The sequence below is a fragment of the Dyadobacter luticola genome, assembly GCF_005860805.1.
GTDB classification, from domain to species: Bacteria; Bacteroidota; Bacteroidia; order Cytophagales; family Spirosomataceae; genus Dyadobacter; species Dyadobacter luticola.
The window spans coordinates 1844305-1861001 of record NZ_VCEJ01000004.1; the positions used below are offsets into that span (position 1 = coordinate 1844305).

16 protein-coding genes are annotated in these 16697 nt (G+C 41.8%); 10 read left to right on the forward strand and 6 right to left on the reverse strand.

The features are described from left to right. Positions 1 to 122: 122 nt before the first annotated feature. From FEN17_RS18390 to FEN17_RS18405, 4 genes are all read left to right on the forward strand, one after another. Entirely contained in the window at positions 123 to 401 is a 279-nt protein-coding gene (locus FEN17_RS18390) for a hypothetical protein (protein ID WP_138366770.1), read from the forward strand. 179 nt (positions 402 to 580) lie between these two features. Next, entirely contained in the window at positions 581 to 1126 is a 546-nt protein-coding gene (locus tag FEN17_RS18395) for a hypothetical protein (protein ID WP_138366771.1), read from the forward strand. Between the two features lie 62 nt (positions 1127 to 1188). Then, on the forward strand, positions 1189 to 1578 hold the full coding sequence (locus tag FEN17_RS18400) for a VOC family protein (protein WP_138366772.1): 390 nt from the start codon (positions 1189 to 1191) through the stop codon (positions 1576 to 1578). An 8-nt stretch (positions 1579 to 1586) separates the two neighbouring features. Further along, positions 1587 to 2069 (forward strand): DUF4385 domain-containing protein, encoded by a 483-nt coding sequence (locus tag FEN17_RS18405; protein WP_229208875.1) that lies wholly within the window; start codon positions 1587 to 1589, stop codon positions 2067 to 2069. 34 nt (positions 2070 to 2103) lie between these two features. Here the strand turns inward: FEN17_RS18405 and FEN17_RS18410 are convergent, their stop codons facing one another. From FEN17_RS18410 to FEN17_RS18420, 3 genes are read right to left on the reverse strand one after another with little or no spacing between them, the layout of a single operon-like run. After that, entirely contained in the window at positions 2104 to 4233 is a 2130-nt protein-coding gene (locus FEN17_RS18410; protein ID WP_205748170.1) for a DEAD/DEAH box helicase, read from the reverse strand. A 2-nt stretch (positions 4234 to 4235) separates the two neighbouring features. Then, positions 4236 to 5549 carry an ATP-binding protein gene (locus FEN17_RS18415; protein WP_138366775.1) on the reverse strand — a complete coding sequence of 438 codons (1314 nt, stop codon included), beginning with the start codon at positions 5547 to 5549 and terminating at the stop codon, positions 4236 to 4238. Next, positions 5546 to 7228 carry a tellurite resistance TerB C-terminal domain-containing protein gene (locus FEN17_RS18420; RefSeq protein ID WP_138366776.1) on the reverse strand — a complete coding sequence of 561 codons (1683 nt, stop codon included), beginning with the start codon at positions 7226 to 7228 and terminating at the stop codon, positions 5546 to 5548. The genes FEN17_RS18415 and FEN17_RS18420 overlap by 4 nt, the downstream gene beginning before the upstream one ends. Before the next feature lie 254 nt (positions 7229 to 7482). On the opposite strand from FEN17_RS18420, the gene FEN17_RS18425 reads away from it, so the two are divergent. The 4 genes from FEN17_RS18425 (at position 7483) to FEN17_RS18440 (ending at position 11601) form a co-directional block, all read left to right on the forward strand. Next, positions 7483 to 8400 (forward strand): BRCT domain-containing protein, encoded by a 918-nt coding sequence (locus FEN17_RS18425; protein WP_138366777.1) that lies wholly within the window; start codon positions 7483 to 7485, stop codon positions 8398 to 8400. Between the two features lie 49 nt (positions 8401 to 8449). Then, positions 8450 to 9646 (forward strand): SAVED domain-containing protein, encoded by a 1197-nt coding sequence (locus tag FEN17_RS18430; RefSeq protein WP_138366778.1) that lies wholly within the window; start codon positions 8450 to 8452, stop codon positions 9644 to 9646. Next, positions 9633 to 10967 (forward strand): SMODS domain-containing nucleotidyltransferase, encoded by a 1335-nt coding sequence (locus tag FEN17_RS18435; RefSeq protein WP_138366779.1) that lies wholly within the window; start codon positions 9633 to 9635, stop codon positions 10965 to 10967. Before FEN17_RS18430 ends, FEN17_RS18435 begins: the two co-directional genes overlap by 14 nt. A gap of 214 nt (positions 10968 to 11181) precedes the next feature. Then, positions 11182 to 11601: a helix-turn-helix domain-containing protein gene (locus tag FEN17_RS18440; RefSeq protein WP_138366780.1), complete on the forward strand. Its 420-nt coding sequence runs from the start codon at positions 11182 to 11184 to the stop codon at positions 11599 to 11601. A 120-nt stretch (positions 11602 to 11721) separates the two neighbouring features. Here FEN17_RS18440 and FEN17_RS18445 read toward each other — a convergent pair whose 3' ends face one another. From FEN17_RS18445 to FEN17_RS18455, 3 genes are all read right to left on the reverse strand, one after another. Continuing rightward, positions 11722 to 13608, reverse strand: a complete 1887-nt coding sequence (locus FEN17_RS18445; protein WP_138366781.1) for an AAA family ATPase — start codon at positions 13606 to 13608, stop codon at positions 11722 to 11724. Beyond that, a complete protein-coding gene (locus FEN17_RS18450) occupies positions 13608 to 14699 on the reverse strand; it encodes a TaqI-like C-terminal specificity domain-containing protein (RefSeq protein ID WP_138366782.1) in 1092 nt (363 codons plus the stop codon). Before FEN17_RS18450 ends, FEN17_RS18445 begins: the two co-directional genes overlap by 1 nt. Before the next feature lie 220 nt (positions 14700 to 14919). Further along, positions 14920 to 15390 (reverse strand): JAB domain-containing protein, encoded by a 471-nt coding sequence (locus FEN17_RS18455; RefSeq protein ID WP_138366783.1) that lies wholly within the window; start codon positions 15388 to 15390, stop codon positions 14920 to 14922. Positions 15391 to 15780: 390 nt separating this feature from the next. Between FEN17_RS18455 and FEN17_RS18460 the strand changes: the two genes are divergently transcribed. Beyond that, on the forward strand, positions 15781 to 16263 hold the full coding sequence (locus FEN17_RS18460; protein ID WP_138366784.1) for a hypothetical protein: 483 nt from the start codon (positions 15781 to 15783) through the stop codon (positions 16261 to 16263). 98 nt (positions 16264 to 16361) lie between these two features. Then, positions 16362 to 16688 (forward strand): DUF4134 domain-containing protein, encoded by a 327-nt coding sequence (locus FEN17_RS18465; protein WP_138366785.1) that lies wholly within the window; start codon positions 16362 to 16364, stop codon positions 16686 to 16688. Positions 16689 to 16697 lie beyond the last annotated feature (9 nt).

The window sequence follows — 16697 nt, forward strand, 5'->3', positions numbered from 1 at the left end:
TTTCGTGACAGCGAAAGTAAGGAGCTTGAAAGTCAGACACCTATCCTAGGTAAATTCTCCTTAGGATCGTTTCAAGGGCAATTGGTAGCTTTGTACAGTTCCAATTCTAACTTAAAAAAGACATGATGAACGTGAAAGATTTGACCAGTGTGTATGATACCATCATGAGTATCCCCGGAATGAATGACCAAATCAAAATTGATTTGAAAATCAGCAGGCGGAATGTTTTGCTGCTGACCCAGGCAATTAGAAGGGCGCTTAGAATTCCTGGTGATGAAAGCAATCCCGACTTGATCGACATAGCTTCAAGTGAGTCGAAGGATGAACTGCTTGCCTTGTCAGCCGATTGTCTGCAAAAGTCTGGTCTAGTGGACTTGAATGACCGGCTCGCAAAGTTGTAAGAAATTTTCAAGTTATAAAGGCCACTCAGTCAGACGATAACATCTCGAACCAATATTTAGGTCTGCATAATTTCGTACAGCCACTTGAATTTAAGACGCCATTTGGATATTTTTGGAATCATTCGATTGATACTTAAAATATCTCAACTGCTCATTCATCAACAAACCGACTTTTCGCTATGACCACCAAATTCCCAATGACTACGCGAGAACTTTATCATAGCGTAGGACTTTCAACTTCTGACATTACCAAGATTGACGATCCAACATTTGTATGGGTGATTGCCACATTCGCTAAAAGGTTAGGCGAACCGCCGGCTGCATTTTCTGATTTCGGTTGCGCTCTTAATTTGGTTAAGCGTGTGAATGCATTTGTAGAAGGTGGAGTTGGGCTCAGGCCAATTTTAAAATCCTCAAACAAGCTCAAAACGGACAGGTACAAACGATTAGTTGACGTTGGCTTAACACCGTACATGATTAACTTTAACATTAATCGAAACGGCATTGAACTGGTAGATGACCTTGGCGCCGACCTTGATGAACTAAGTGTAGATAAGTTGATGCATAATTTGAATAGGATTGGCGGGACAGCGTCAGCTGATCTGGGCGATAATCTTCACGGGACATTTTGGGCACCTAATGGACACCTCGCAATCAAAAAGGCCAGAGTATTTAAAGCTGTATTAGATTCTTTAAAAGCCAAAGGACAAGTCGACCTTGTTTAAGACCAGAATTACCTTGCGGGACCAAAGTTGTAATTATTAGAAATAAACCGCTAAATCTAATTATGAGCGCAGATATAAAACTGAACATTACACCGTTCCTGGTAGTCACCGATGCTTCGGACGCATCTGCTTTTTACGAAGCGGCATTTGATGCTGCTATGTTGGAAAAGTATACCAACGATGGTAGAACAAATGCGAGAATTGCAATAGGAAATGCAGACTTCTGGATTGGGGATGAGGAACCGGAATTTGACAATCTTAGTCCAGCAACAATAGGAGGATCGCCTGTTCGAATGATTTTGACAACTTCCGATCCCGACACAATATTCGCCAATGCATTGAAGGCCGGAGCTACGCAAATTTGTCCTGTCACGGTTGAAGAAGATTGGAAGATTGGGAAGCTCAAAGATCCGTTTGGGCACATTTGGGAAATTGGATGTCCTCTTCACTAAAAAAGCGAATGGCAGATAAACCCTCTTACCTGGATTTCAATAATCAAGCTTACGAGTGGAAGCCTGATATCGACTACAAAAAACAGCCGGAACTTTATCGGGTTGGCAAAGGTGAGCAAGGTGTATTGATATGTGAACCATACAAATCCGAAATAGGAACACATTGGCGATTCAAAACAAAGGCAATTGCCGAGGAAAGCAGCAACAAAATTTCCGAACTGTTCCTAGCTTACATGGATCAACATGATTTTGTAGGCGCAGATATGGCACGCAAATATTTACAAATGGGATTTACCAGGGCGCGGCGTTACGCCAATTATAAGGGAGGAAAGAAATACGATAAGGACAACGATTATGCACTTCTTAAAAAAGGCAGTGGGCAGCAAGAAAAAGCAGAAGCTGCTGCTGTATTCTATTCCAAGTGGAAGCAGGCAGAAAGTAATATCGAATATGCTCAGATGAAAAAAGACTGGAAAGCGAGGTTGGGCTGATCTCACTTACTTTTAGCTTCGAACGCTATTTGAATTAATTAATTCGAACAAGATTCACTCTTTTCAAAAATGACAATGTGTTTTCGAAATCATAGTATTTATTAATTAACAGTTCAACCTGATATTTAACCGGCAGATACTCGCCCCATTTCGAGAAAGCAATTGACGAAGGATTCGCCTCTAAGTCATCCGCAATGTGTGTGCGTAAATCAGGGAGAAGACCTACAGAGAGCTTGAAAATTGTAGGCAGCTCCTGTGAAAGTTCTCGGAATGTAAAACTGGTATCTGAATCTTCATACGCGAAATCTAAATTCAGCTTGCGGAAAAAGAAAGCCAAGGTTCTGTTTACGAGCGTGCTTTGAAATGCGTATAGCTGTACAACATTGTCTTTATATAGAACCGGTCTGTCGTCTTCGAGGCATTCGATGGTAAATCCGGAAAAGTCCCTACGCAACTGGCGTAACGCCTCCGAAGCATCATCAACCATTCCACTTGGCTCGCGCTTTTCAAATAAAACTTCCAACATCCTTTCGCGAATCTTTGAATGCACTGCACCGCCACTTCCGGAAAATACTGGCTTTTTACCGTCGCTCGCTGGTACTACACTGATTTTCGCGGCCTTATGATCAATGTCAATGATCTTCCAGATTTTGGCAGCCAACAGAATATTTTCGTTTACTTCCAACTGAGGAGAAAAAGGCATTTCTCCAATCGGCCTTTCCTGGTGAAGAATTTTGTACGCAGGCTCAGTTTTGAATACAGTGTAAAAATCTTTTGAATTCACAACATATTCACCGTCTACGCCGATAATCAACTGCCCATTGATTTGCTCCAACATCTCAGTTTTCAAGAGCCAATTGACAATATCTTTAAGTTCGTGTGCTTCGATATCTAAGAATGCATGATTTGTACGGATATTCGACCAGAGCTTAGCGAAATCACATTCAGAAAATTGTTTAACATAAGCCAGCACCTGGTGAAGAAGAATATCGTACGGTTTAATTGCTGGCCTCAATGGCTCGATGTACCCTTCTCCAAATAAGTCAAGACATGCCAAAGTCTGCAGCAATGACCAGGGGTTCGTCGCATAAAAAAGAAGCTTGCTCTTTTCCCCTTCCCGTCGCCCGCTTCTTCCAAGTCTTTGTACAAGTGAAGAAATCGAATGGACTGAATCGATCTGCACAACCATATCCACGGAACCAATATCAATCCCTAGTTCTAGCGTTGAAGTGCAGGCAATGGAAAATGGATATCTGACATTCGTCTTGGCGAATGTTTCGATGTATTCTCTTAGCTCTCTGTGAATGGAAGAATGATGCGAAAAATAATAAGGATGCCCCTTCACGCTCTCAGATCGCTTTTTAAGCTTGACGGCCACTTCTTCACACCGGCTTCTGCTATTAGGAAAAATTAAGACTTTCTGATCTTTGGTCTCGAGATAAAGATTGTTCAGCAAATCGCTTGGCAAATCCGGCCCTACGGCAGCATAGTACCTAAGATTAACCTCTATTTCTTTCGCTGCCTTGTCAAGCAATATTTTTGTGTTTGCCTCATCCCCCGTCATACTTTTTACCAGACCATAATTGAGCTCTCCGATTGTTGCCGAAAGTCCAATTATCAATGCTTTTCCGACATTAAACGGTTTAAGTCGGGCAAGTATGGATTTGAGCTGGATTCCACGATCTGCACCAAGAAAAGAATGAATCTCATCAATGACAATGTAATTAACCGCTCCGAATAGTTTTCGGACGTTTTGAGGTGCATTTGCGAGCATAGCTTCCAATGACTCGGGCGTGATAAGCAGAACGCCGCTGGGATCTTTGATAAGCTGCTCTTTCAAACTGCGGCTTGCTTCACCATGCCATTTTGTTACTCTTACATCCAAATACGAGCACAAATCTTCAATCCGCTGAAACTGATCATTGATCAGCGCAATCAGCGGCGAAATGTAAATGACCTTAACACCTGACTGGCGGAAATCTACCTTAGATAAGATTGGCAGGAAGGCTGCTTCCGTTTTGCCGGAAGCAGTCCGAGAAGCTAAGATGACATGCTCATCGGACGAAAGAATTTTCTTAATTGCCGCTGCCTGTATTGGGCGTAAATATTCCCACCGCTTGTCGCGGATGTATTTTCGGATAGGTTCAGAGAGTAGCTCAAACACGATCAGAGCTCCTCAATGTCTGCAAAGATTGATTCATCCGGGCGTTCGTCATGTATTTCAATCTCGCCAAAAAGCTTCTTCTTGTCAACACCAGGGTTTTGCCTGATGATGCTCAGAATATTCAAGAAGTCGCGTATTACCTCGCGCGGGGTTAGAAATTCCGCCGCGCCAGGCTTGTTATACAACTCCTCCATAAATTGATGAATGTCGCTATCGTCAACATCAAGTTGCACAGCGTAATGGAGGTCAAATACAGCTTTCAACTTTTTTAGAAGGACAAAAATTTCATTGTTATCCAATGGGAGAAGTCGTATCACGGGTTGGGCGAAATCGCGAATTTCCAAAGTCTCAAATTTGTTCGTCTCTAACCTGGATTTCAAAGCTTGATAGCTGAAAAGGCCGCGTCTTGGGTTTTCAAGCACTTCCTTCGTTCCCGCGAAGTTGATGAACAGATTACTGACCTTGCCCTGGAAGCAGTCATTGTAGATGGTCAAAATCTTTTCATAATTCTTCTCACGCATTACCGAAGTTGAGATCTTGTACAAATTGATCGCTTCATCCAGGTTGATCATGAATCCGGAATATCCAATGCTCACGAACAGCTTACAGAAGTTTTTGAGCATATCGTAAAAGTTCAGGTCGTGAATGATATCCCGAACGCCCAAATCCTGCCTTGCTTCCGTTCTGGTCCTATATTCACCTTTCAGCCATTTCAACGCATTGCGTCTTAGTGCATCATCTTCTTTGATGAAGCCTTCGTAGTATTTTGTGATAACCCAGCTAAAATCAAAGCCGCCGACCTCAGTAATTTCGTTGACCGTCTTAATAATATTCTGCTGAATCAGCGGGCTATGCTTCTCATCACGTATGTCGCCCAAGCTAATATTGTTGCTTGTCGCCGTCTGCATCATAATCTGCTCGATCCACTTATCTAGTAAAGTGCCTAATGCCCCACCTTCCGGTTTCGTCTGGATCGCAATGTTATCCATGATGGCTGCATATAGGGCAACCGCCTTGCCATCGTTTGCATAAAGGCGGTTATCTGGCGTGAAATCTGCGTTTGCGACGACAAACTTCTGCTTCAGTGCGACTGTATTCAATAAATGAAGCATGAAGGATTTTCCGGACCCGAAATCTCCGATCCAGAATTTGACGATGCTATGCCCATTTTTCACATCGTCCAGGGCTTTTAGAAATGCGTCGACTTCGTCTGATCGGCCGACGGTGATGTGTTGAACACCGATTTTGGGTACTACACCACCTAATAGTGAATTGATGATAGCGGTAGCTTCTTTGGGTTTTACGTTGGCAGTCATGCGGGAAATATCTGTTTATAGTAATTTTCATTGACCTCAAATCCTTCTTCAACCTCTTCGATCAAAACATCATCGAGCAGATCCATACAGCGATCGTTAATGCCGTCGATCAAGTGATTTTTAAATAATCCGTTTGTCTTGGCAAATGCCTCGATCGCCTCAAATGAAAGAGCAAACCCATTCTCTTCAAAGTTTTTCAGACACTGACGCTGAACAGGCGAAAAGTCAACATTTCCCGACTGGACATCTAATTCGGTTTTGCTTTCGATGGAAGTAATCGTAATGGTCACTTCCCCTTCCGGCGCCGATTCGGTGTGAACGAGCTGAACCGGTTCATTTTCATCTTTCAGATATTCGCTGAGAATCTCGACCGTACCAGCATGTTGCTTTTCAGCCAGTTGGACAGCATTAATGTCAAGAGCTATGTGCTTTCTCTTGGTGGCGTAAATGCCTGAAACGTCCGTCAGAGCTCGGGCAAGATCTTTCGATTTTACAAGGTTATCTACGATAGATTGAAAAGAATCTAGTTCGTTCTGCTTTGTAAACAGCTTTTTTTGAATCGTTTTATTTAGCTGCTTATTGTCGACCTGTTTAGAATTGAGATCATGCAAGATATAATGGAGATAGAACCTCAGGGATTCTAGTTTATCAAATGCTGCCAGATGTTTTGAAGACTCGTAATAGATGTTCTCTACCGACGGATTCTTCACATTCTGCCTTCCTAGCCGGTGTAAAGCTTCCAGCGAATTCTGATGGCCTATTTTATCATAATTTTCAAGTATTCTTTCAAACTCAGTTCTCCAACGAGTCGGGTTTATTTCGTTTAGTGCAATCTCCGTAACATCATCGGGCTCAACGAGTTGGCTGGATACCATTTTAATTGAGTTTTCAATCACCGGAGACAGCCGTTCATTGAAGGCTGTTCTGACTTCTTGTTCATTTGTATAGAAGTCAGCTTGAATTTTTCGTTTATGATTCCATCGTTCCCTCACCAGAAATTCCGATTTTCTATAAATTAATTGGTAGACGTCCCGCTCTACAGTCTGCTTGATCATCTTGACGTCATAGTCGGTGAAGTAAGTATTCTGCGCTCTGCGGATCTCAATATTTTTTTGGGCAAGTGCTTCAACCTCTTTGCTCAGGCTCGATGCTTCCTTCTTTAAGAAACTGTTTATTCGTTTTACTGACGCTAGGTAGAGGCGGATGATTTCAATTTCACATCCCTCAATTGAATTGAAAGCATTTGCATGATTCCAGAACTTATTAAGCCAGCCAATCTCCTGTTTTGTTAGTTCGAGCTTTTCCTTATACTTTTTGCCAAGTGCGTATTCTTCATAATCATATACAGGAGTGTGTACAGATTCACTTGGAGAATTCGGATAATAACTTGTATGATAAGAAATTGGTATAGGTTCTGGAGAAACCTCAATGATAGACTCGTCAACGAATGTTGGAAACTTCCGAACCATATTTTCGTTGCTAGATGCCGTTATTGACTTCGAGCGCTGGGCGCGCACGTCTTCCGTCGTCATATAGCGTGGAGAATTCGTTTGAACCTGCGAGGTAGGGCGATAATTTGGATTGTGGTTCAAAGGTGCTGACTTACGACTCGCTTGCTTATCAGACTTGAACAGGAAATAGAAGAAGACTACGCCGAGAATTATAAAAACAAATATCATGAGTGAGGGTTTGTTGATCTAAGTTAGAAATAGTTAGCGAAAATTTTCACGATCGTCTTTTTGCATGCAAGGCGTCTGAATCTGACTTCCGAACGAGTCATGCCCACAGGTAGTGCCAAATGCGTCAAATCACTGCCGCAAGTGGATTCACAGTTCAAGTGAGCATGTTGAAAACCGTTTAATAAGTTATCCCAATTTGTAGAAGTAGGTTGCGCAATAAAATCACTTGTTGCTCAAACCCAACTCAACCTCCCATGCTCGACACCTCTTATTTCAACACTTACGACAGTGGATCATTCCGCCAATTCTGCGGGCCGGCTCAGGTTCACAAAGATTTAAACACCCTTTACGGGCTAATCTCTGGCATTCAAGCAGACGGCCATATTAATGACAACGAGATTGAAATGCTCCGCGCGTGGATCAGCTCTGTTTCCAGCTTGCAGGCCAAGGCTCCCTACAACAAGTTTGTCGCCAAGATCAATGCCGTTATCAGCGATGGCGTTGTCACAGAGGAAGAGGCTGAGGATTTGATCTGGCTTTGCAAGAATTATCTGGATTACAACCGGAATCCATATTATGATGTGATCACATCTTCCACGCAACAACTTGGCGGGTTTCTAGCTGGGATCTCTGCGGACCAAACGATCAACATTGAGGAGCTTACTGCTTTGGGCAATTGGACTTCCAACAATGCGCTCATGTTTAAGACCTGGCCATTTGATACCCTGCTACCGGCCATTGAGCGCATTCAAGCAGAGCGACAGTTATCGGCTGACGATCACAGCGAGTTGCTTACATTCTGCCAATCCATTACCTCCATCAGACCAACCGAACAAGAGAAGGTCACCGTCCCTGTCAAGCTTGCCGAGCAGCAGGTTTCAATCCTGATCCAGGAATACAGCTTCTGCTTTACCGGAGAGTCTTCGAGGTATTCGCGGAAGGAACTGGCGCAGATTGTTGAAATGTACGGAGGCATTGCCGCCGACTCGGTGACTGCAAAGCTTCACTACCTGGTGATCTGCGACGTACGGAACCCTGCCTGGGCATTTGAAATGTACGGACGTAAGGTGGAGAAGGCTATGAATATGAAGAAGAAAGGTGCCGGGCCGGAAGTGGTTTTTGAGGAGGATTTGTTTGCCTCTTTAACTCCTTTTGGTTTTACTCATAAATAAGCCGATTCCATAAACCCCAAACAAGTGTATAATCCATCTCGCAACTAAAATGGCAGAATTAACTACAATTGAACTTGATAATTACACTGTCGATAGGCGTCCGAGTATTAAAGAAGCTGATAGGGTTAAGTTATGGGTGAGATCCGGTGGTAGATGCGCATACTGCAACAAGTATCTCTTGGATTTAGTGTATGGGGTAAATGTCGGAGAAATGGCCCATATCGTTGGCTGGACTAAGAAAGCAAATTCACCGCGAGGAGAGGCTGACACGCCCTTGAATGAAAGGAATTTGGTTGAGAACTTGATTTTGCTTTGTGCTGAGCATCACAAAATAGCGGATTCAAAAGAAGCGATTGAGGTCTTTACTGTTGACAGATTAGCTCTATTAAAGAAAAATCACGAAGCGCGGATTTTCCGCTTAACGAATCTCAAAGATGATTCGGAATCTGTCGTGATAAGGCTGCTAGGAAACATCCGTGGTGCAACCGTTGAATTGTCACAACAGAGAGCAATGGTCGACTTACTTGATTGTGACAATAAATTTGCACACTTCCTCGACAGTTTCGATAAGCAAGGTGTCGAAATTGATCTGACGACCTTGCCAGAGCCAGAAGAGAATTGGCATAACTACTGGGCAATGGGTAAGCTCATTATAGATAATGCCTTTCACATAATTATAGAAGGAGTTAAAAAAGGCAGAATTCGCCATCTATCCGTTTTCGCCTTTTCAAGAATTCCGTTATTAGTCTATTTAGGATATAAATTAGATGATAAAATTCCGACACTGCTTTTCCAGAAACATCGGGGCAACACGGAAAGTTGGGTTTGGCCAGAAGATGGCGATGATATTGAATTCGAAGCTATTCAAACACAAAATTCATCTAGCTCCAATGTTAGCTTGGTTCTGAACATAAGTGGTACGATTGAGTTATCAACAGTTCCCGATTCAGACGACCAAAATATTTATGTCCTTCGCCCAAAAAATGTCTTACCAACTCGGGATACAGTGAGAAAGCGTCAATCTCTCGAGAATTTCACTAAGACCTACCATGATTTTCTAAGCCAGATTGAAGTTGATCATAAATCTTGCTTAGAAATCAGGCTATTTTTGGCTGTGCCTCTCACCGTCGCAGTTGTGTGTGGAAGAGGCATAATGCGTAATGTGCATCCCTCTCTCACAATTTGGGATTATAACGGCCAGACATATGCACCAGCACTAACCATCAACTCTCGTGAAACTAACTAACTACTTCAAACACTTTCTTGAAAATGAAGTGAATCTTAATTCCACCAGGATTGACACCTTGGACGATCGAACTGAGGCGATCACCAATTTTCTAAAAACCTCGCAACAATTCAAGGACAAGTTCTTGGATGTGATTCCGCAGGGATCATACGCCCATAAAACAATAATCAAGCCCGTAAAATCGACCGATGAGTATGACGCGGACGTTTTACTTTTCATCGAAGAGTTCGAAGATTGGAACGCGTGCGACTATGTTAATAATCTCTACAAAACATTTAAAGGAAGTATCTACGAAGACAAGGTAAGTCGGAAAACGCGCTGTGTGACCGTAAAGTATGCAAATGATTTTCACCTTGATATTGTTCCTTACTTGGAAAGGCACAGTGAAAAATATGTGACAAATCGCCACGAAGATCTATTTGAACTAACTGATCCTGAAAAATTTACAGAATGGCTTGATGATAAAAACCGAATTACAAAACACCACTTTGTCAAAGTTGTCCGTCTGATTAAGTTTTTGCGGGATTACAAGCGAACGTTCAGCATTAAATCCATCATTCTAAGCACGTTACTCGGCCAACAGGTTAACGACGTTGCTCTTCTGGAGGATCCTAAATGTTATGAAGATGTCCCAACAGCTTTGTATACAATACTTCGTAAGCTAAGTTCTTATGTGCAAAGTAATTATTACATGCCGACCATTTCTGATCCTGGGGACACGGGCGAAAACTTTGGAGATCGATGGAATCAAGATGGTTGGTTAGTATTTCGAAGCAAGATCATCGATTATTCTGAAAAAGTATCCGATGCATACGAAGAGGCTGATCAGGACAAAAGTCTTTCTAAATGGCAAAAAGTGTTTGGAGAGGATTTCAAAAAGCCAGATGAGAAACGAAGTTCGGAACGGAGAATGTCCGACGGCAGCATCGTTAATTACGCGGACACTGAGCAACATCTTGCTGACCTGGGCATAAAAGAGCAAATCAACTCTTCTTTTTTCGTTCAAATTTTGGGAAGAGTTTCAAAGAAAGCCGGATTTATGGACTTCAAACTGGCAAGTAGAGGAAGCAGGGTGAAGGTGGGGCGTTCTCTATCATTTAATATCAAAACCAATGTACCCTGGCCATATGAGGTATACTGGAAAACGCTAAATCGCGGACAAGAAGCTATTCGGCACAACTCAATACGCGGCCAAATTGTAAAGGGTGAAGATTCGCATTCAGAGACTACAAACTTTCGCGGCAATCACTATGTCGAGGTATATATTCTAAAAAACGGTGTCTGTATTGCGAAGGATAGACAATCTGTAACGATAGTGTGAAGAATAATCTAAAGTCAGAAGAGCAGGCCCATATCTGTTGATTCTTTGAGTGCGGTACAAGTTCTTGTATTTACGTTTTCTGCAAAGCAAAGACTGCCTGCATCTATTCGCAACGCTATCGATTGGTAACATACATAGCAATGCTTGTAAGATATCCGGGCACTTCCCGGCAGATTTATATAAATTGCCTTTTTTAACCAAACACCCTTTCCACATGGCACATACTACTTCCAATCCAAAGATCCACGAAGGCCGTAATTTGAAGAGATTCAGAGAGTTATTAAGCCTCAAACAGGAAGCGTTGGCGTTCGAGCTCGGCGAAGATTGGAACCAGCAAAAAATCTCCCTTCTCGAACAAAGAGAAAAGATCGATTCCGACATTTTGGAGCAAGTGGCGGCGATTCTCAAAATCCCGGCAGAGGCTATTCGAAATTTTGATGAGGATCAAGCAATAAACATCATCACGAATACATTCAATGACAGTCCTTTTGGTAATTCCACGAATTACGGACCAGTTCACTCAAATCCTGTTGACAAAATTATGCAGCTTCATGAGGAGAAGATTGCTTTGTATGAGCGGATGTTGAAGAAGAAGGATGAGATGATGGGGCGGTTGGAGCGGTTGGTGAAATAGCATGCTCTACGAGAGCACGAATATCTTTGATCCAACCGTTGAATAGACCACTATATCAATCAGTTATAATGTTTAAAGTGATGAAATATCAACAGTAGAACCTACCTGTCAAAAAACACATTAAGGTTCTGAATTGAATTCATCGACAGCAACTCGAGAAAGCTGCCAAGCCCCATTCCAATATATACGTACCACGTCTAACAAGTGAGGTTCATCATGGTGCGTGATACGGAGTCTATGTCTAATATTTCTATATCCTTTTAAAAGTGTAGTTTCAACCCCAAGCATTTCAATGTCTCCTGTATCACGATTCTTTCTACGTTCGAATAAGCTAACTGGGTCGTTTATTTTCCAAGAACCATCCAAAGTTTTGAAGGCTTTAAATGGCTCGATCAACAAAACTTTATAGGCCCATCGCACTCCATCTGTATCCGTTTCTCTTATACTGACAAACTCTGTTCCATCTTCTACCTTTACAATTGTCTTATACCTGAGTTTTCGAAGGTTAAGAACGACAACTTTCAGTCTTTCCAATTCATCTCTATAAATTGGAGTGTCTATGTTATCATGCGAAAGCGGGTTAAGGAGCAAATCCTTAAACTCTTTAAGCTTCTTAAAATCGTTACGACTACCTCCAAAATCAAGATAATGTTTTTTGAAATTATCCATTAAAGTATCAAGTTGCAACGGTTTAGAACCCTCTTCTTCGGTCAATGCAATCGTTTTATTTCTAGGCAATAAATACTTTAGTAATCTCTCCACCTCTTTCCGTAAGTAATTGGCTGCTGCAGGAAGGTCATGTTCTTTTATGTATTTCTCAGCTCTATCTACATAGTCTAGATTGTTAGGAATAAATGGTTTTGGTATGTTATTTTCGATACCGCTATACATCTCCTTTACTAACCAGTCCTTCGACATATTCTCATATTCTATCCGTTTCTTACAAAGATTAAAGAAGTGGCGGTCGTGTGTTAGCAATAAGATTTGATAGTCTTTAAAGAGCTTTAATATCAATTCAAGCACCGTATCACGATTACCCATATCTAAACTTACAAGCAAATCATCCAAAACCAATATTTTAGGTCTTCCCTCGATAAATTTTTCATCCAACACAGCAAATCGTATGGCCAATGCTACACAAGTCAATCTCGCTTCATTTAAAAATGATTGTGGTCTACTTATTAAACTATTTTCGCCATTTAGAGAAGCGTGAATGTATGTGATAGTTAGTATGATTTTGGGGGGTAAGGTTATGTGATTTCTCTTTGTTGTACTTCCTGATTCAAATGCATCATAACTGCATGGTATGTATTCCAGATTCACTTTCAGGGGTTCATTAAACTTATCCTGAATATAATCATTTGTTGACTCAATAATTCTGTTGATTAACAGCTCAAATTCAACATTAAATTTAGCAACCAACTCCTGAAAATTTCTATATGAAGGATGACTCATTGTTGGTCTCGGGACAAGCCCCGGCTTAAGGTGTGTCCACCAGTCAGAAGCATTTGAACTTCCTGGTCGCACCTCTTCCCTAAAATTAACGAACATCAACACATGTTCCTCGAACATGGGAAAAATATCTATTATCTGCCGATTACTCCAATTATATATCGATGATAACAAACGATAATTTATAAAATCGCTTGTCGCTGTAACCTCTTTAATAAATTGAGAGGTCCGAGTATTGATAGTCCTAGTGGATATCTTATTTCTTATAATCTCTTCGTGGTTATCCTCAAACTCGACCTCTATTCCCGCTTCACTACCAGCCGGTGCAAACCGATTAACAAGATTCTGCTCATTAGCTGTATCAAAATATTTTCTGACCTCTTGATCATTGGACTTAGTACAACTTTGCAAAAAAGTATACAGTGCCCAATAAATTGAGCTTTTACCACTGCCGTTCTCACCATATAAAAGGAGATTTTTTCGGTCTAGTTCTAATGTTTGATGACCAAAAAAGAATTTAAAATTTATTAGATTAATCTTGCTAATCCTGTGCATTAGTTCGCTAATTTATAGACCGTAGAAAGGAGGCTTTGTAATCTAATATCCATTAATTTCATGTTCGCATTTATTAAGTTCTCCTTAGACCTAACAAATTGATATAATCTATGTATAGTTTCAATATATTTTGATTTTTCAATCAAATCAAAATTTTCAGTTTCCAAAGTCAAATGTTCTAATATGTGAACATCCGAATTTCTAAAATGCTCACCAAAGTACAATTCATATACCATTGCTTCTAGTAGACCATCAAATGTTGCTATAATATGAGAATTTGGAACATACTCATTTATACTTTCCTCTGTTAACTCGTCAGAGATGTACCGAACGATCTTCGCAATATTTCGAAAAGTGTTTTGTGTATTTATATCAGGGACTATTATTGGGAAGTTCTGCAAGCTCTTTTTTGAGATCCGCATTTGACTAGTAGAAGTTCTACCAGATCTCATTTTCATATAAAAAATTAATATTTTGCTATTTACCAATGACAAAACGAACCATAGATCGATATTTACCTGTGTATGTTTCGAAATATATGGCAAAGAATTACCAAGTGTTTCATTCAATGTAAATGTATCTCCCTCCTTTATAGCGAAAGCTGGTTTTCCAGAAACCATCTTTCCGACAATAAGCTCTTCTTGAAGGATATACAAGTCTCGGTCTGTTGAGTACCCATACCATTCTGATTGCATTTGCCTGGTAGAGCGTGACTTCAATCTGTCCTCACATTTTTTTATGTAGTTCCAGGCGAGGGGATAGTTTCTTGATAATTCATTCTCGGAGATGACGTTACTATTTGAATCGGTTGCATAATATGGGAACAGAAGAAATAATTCTGTCTGCTTAATTGAATAACGGGCAAAGTCCGATGAAGTTAGCACTTTGCGCAAAAGCTCAATCTCTATGTTCACATCATGATTCAAGAACTCTGAGAAGTATCTATTACCAGATTTTTGAAGGACAAAAACATCGTTTGCCCCGGTTGTAACTCTGGGCAAATTGAAGTTTAAGTATTCTGACATTGGCGTACCAACCCGATCCAGCATCGATAAAACTTGGTTTTCTGTTGGTCTCTGGTCTTCAATCATTGTATAACATCTCTTTCAATCAATTACTATCAAAGCATGCGGCGAAAAGCCGCTACAATAAGCAAAAAACAACCTGTTTATCCTTCAAAGATCGAATAAAGAATCTGACAGACATACAAAATTGCGTTCAAACCAAGCTGAAATAAAGGTAAAACGAAATGTTGTGCTAGAAGCACTTTGGCTCTGAGTCATGTTTAATCAAGTAATCTGCGTAGTAGCATTAAATCAAGAACTCATCAGAAAATGAACAAAACCCTTCCACCGTCACGATCAAATGATCCAGAACACGGATATTCAGCAACTCTCCAGCCTTTCTCATATTCTCAGTAATGTACTTATCAGCGTCACTCGGCATGAGCTGGCCGGAAGGGTGATTGTGTGCCAGGATGATCCCTGTTGCATTGGCTTTCAGAGCAGCTGCAAAAACGATCCTTACATCGGCACTTGCTCCTGAAATACCACCTTTGGAAACTTCAACAATACCTAGCGCGCGGCTGGCATTGTTCAATAACAATATCTTGAACTCTTCGATAAATTCCAGACGGTCTGGATTCCAGCTTTGCATTAGTACATCGTATGCATCTCTGGACGATTCTATTTTTGGACGCTGGCTGGCCTGTATTTTGGATTTGTAGATCAGCTCAATTTCTGCTACCTGATACAAGTTTGAAACATTCGCGAAGCTTTCCATAATTACCTTTATTTTGAAGTGATTGAATGAATTATGGCGCTTCATTCTGGCACAGGTCAAGCAAGTAGTGGAAGCAACGGAATAAAGGAAAGCCCCGCACGCTGGCAGGCATTTCATGCCCGTGTTTATGCCGGAATTTCCACTACGCCCCGCAGCCCTGTGCCTAACTTAGTGGCATCATTGATACAAGAAACTCTGATGGGCATTTCAGCAGTCTCTATAAAAATTTGGCGAGCTTTGCTGCAATCTAAAATTCTATATAGTTGATAATCATTAGGGTACAGTGATATCACCGCGGGTACAAGAAAAACTTGTACTTGAAGAGCCTTGGTTTTGAGTGTTGTTTTGTCAGGTAATCAATGCAGCAGCAACCTTAAAACAACACGAGTTATGGCAACGCATTTATCCTGGACAGGCTACTTTCTGGCAGTGGGTGCCGCAGTGACGATCTACTATGTGATCATCGGCATCCGATATTACCGGCAAGACATCAGAGCACTGCTCAATTCAAAATCCCGGTTCTGGGAACGGCCGGAAAAGCCCCCACCGGCAAGCCCACCGCAGGCAAGTCAGCCGGAAGAAACCGCTGAGCCTGTTGAAATAAAAAAGCAACCCTGGCAAAATGAAGCCTTGTTTGCCAAGGTCGAAGAGCTCAGCTCGCAGCTCAGGACTAGCATCAGAGAAGCATACGAAAAAGGCTACGAAAAGCGGGACTTTGTTTTTCTAATCCAGATGTCAATCAAAGATTTTTCTGCCGTCAAAGGCACGCCGTTCCGTGAGGCGATCAATAATGTGATCACTTCGGAATCTGCAAAATATGGCTTCATCAACCTCAGTGCTGTAGAGCTAGAGGAGTTATGGAAGGAGGTTTAATGATGAGCCCGCTCTCCTGCGCTCCCGGGCCTTCGGGCTTGGGATCCGCAAGGAGACAAACCGAGTAAACAAGTTCAAAACAATAACCAACGAGGCGTATGAAATGTGGGAAAACCGCCCTTTCAAGCAGGGCAAAACAAGTATGGGCAGCAGCGCTGCTCTCAGTAATAGCAACCATCGCCAAAGCGCAGGACGGCGCGGCGGGCATCTCCGAAGCCGACAGCCAGGTGCGCAGCTACTTTGAGCCAGGCACGCAGCTGATGTATGCCATCGGCGCAGTGCTCGGGCTTGTAGGCGCAGTGAAGGTTTTCCAGAAATGGAATGCCGGAGACAATGATACTGGAAAGGTCGCAGCGGCGTGGTTTGGCAGTTGTATTTTCCTGGTGGTGGTCGCTACCGTGCTGCAATCTTTCTTCGGCCTATAAGGGTAAGCG

Coding starts and splice junctions, on each gene's coding strand:
- FEN17_RS18390 (WP_138366770.1), top strand. CDS start 123: ATGATGAACGTGAAAGATTTGACCAGTGTGTATGATACCATCATGAGT.
- FEN17_RS18395 (WP_138366771.1), top strand. CDS start 581: ATGACCACCAAATTCCCAATGACTACGCGAGAACTTTATCATAGCGTA.
- FEN17_RS18400 (WP_138366772.1), top strand. CDS start 1,189: ATGAGCGCAGATATAAAACTGAACATTACACCGTTCCTGGTAGTCACC.
- FEN17_RS18405 (WP_229208875.1), top strand. CDS start 1,587: ATGGCAGATAAACCCTCTTACCTGGATTTCAATAATCAAGCTTACGAG.
- FEN17_RS18415 (WP_138366775.1), bottom strand. CDS start 5,549: ATGACTGCCAACGTAAAACCCAAAGAAGCTACCGCTATCATCAATTCA.
- FEN17_RS18420 (WP_138366776.1), bottom strand. CDS start 7,228: ATGATATTTGTTTTTATAATTCTCGGCGTAGTCTTCTTCTATTTCCTG.
- FEN17_RS18425 (WP_138366777.1), top strand. CDS start 7,483: ATGCTCGACACCTCTTATTTCAACACTTACGACAGTGGATCATTCCGC.
- FEN17_RS18430 (WP_138366778.1), top strand. CDS start 8,450: ATGGCAGAATTAACTACAATTGAACTTGATAATTACACTGTCGATAGG.
- FEN17_RS18440 (WP_138366780.1), top strand. CDS start 11,182: ATGGCACATACTACTTCCAATCCAAAGATCCACGAAGGCCGTAATTTG.
- FEN17_RS18445 (WP_138366781.1), bottom strand. CDS start 13,608: ATGCACAGGATTAGCAAGATTAATCTAATAAATTTTAAATTCTTTTTT.
- FEN17_RS18450 (WP_138366782.1), bottom strand. CDS start 14,699: ATGATTGAAGACCAGAGACCAACAGAAAACCAAGTTTTATCGATGCTG.
- FEN17_RS18455 (WP_138366783.1), bottom strand. CDS start 15,390: ATGGAAAGCTTCGCGAATGTTTCAAACTTGTATCAGGTAGCAGAAATT.
- FEN17_RS18460 (WP_138366784.1), top strand. CDS start 15,781: ATGGCAACGCATTTATCCTGGACAGGCTACTTTCTGGCAGTGGGTGCC.
- FEN17_RS18465 (WP_138366785.1), top strand. CDS start 16,362: ATGAAATGTGGGAAAACCGCCCTTTCAAGCAGGGCAAAACAAGTATGG.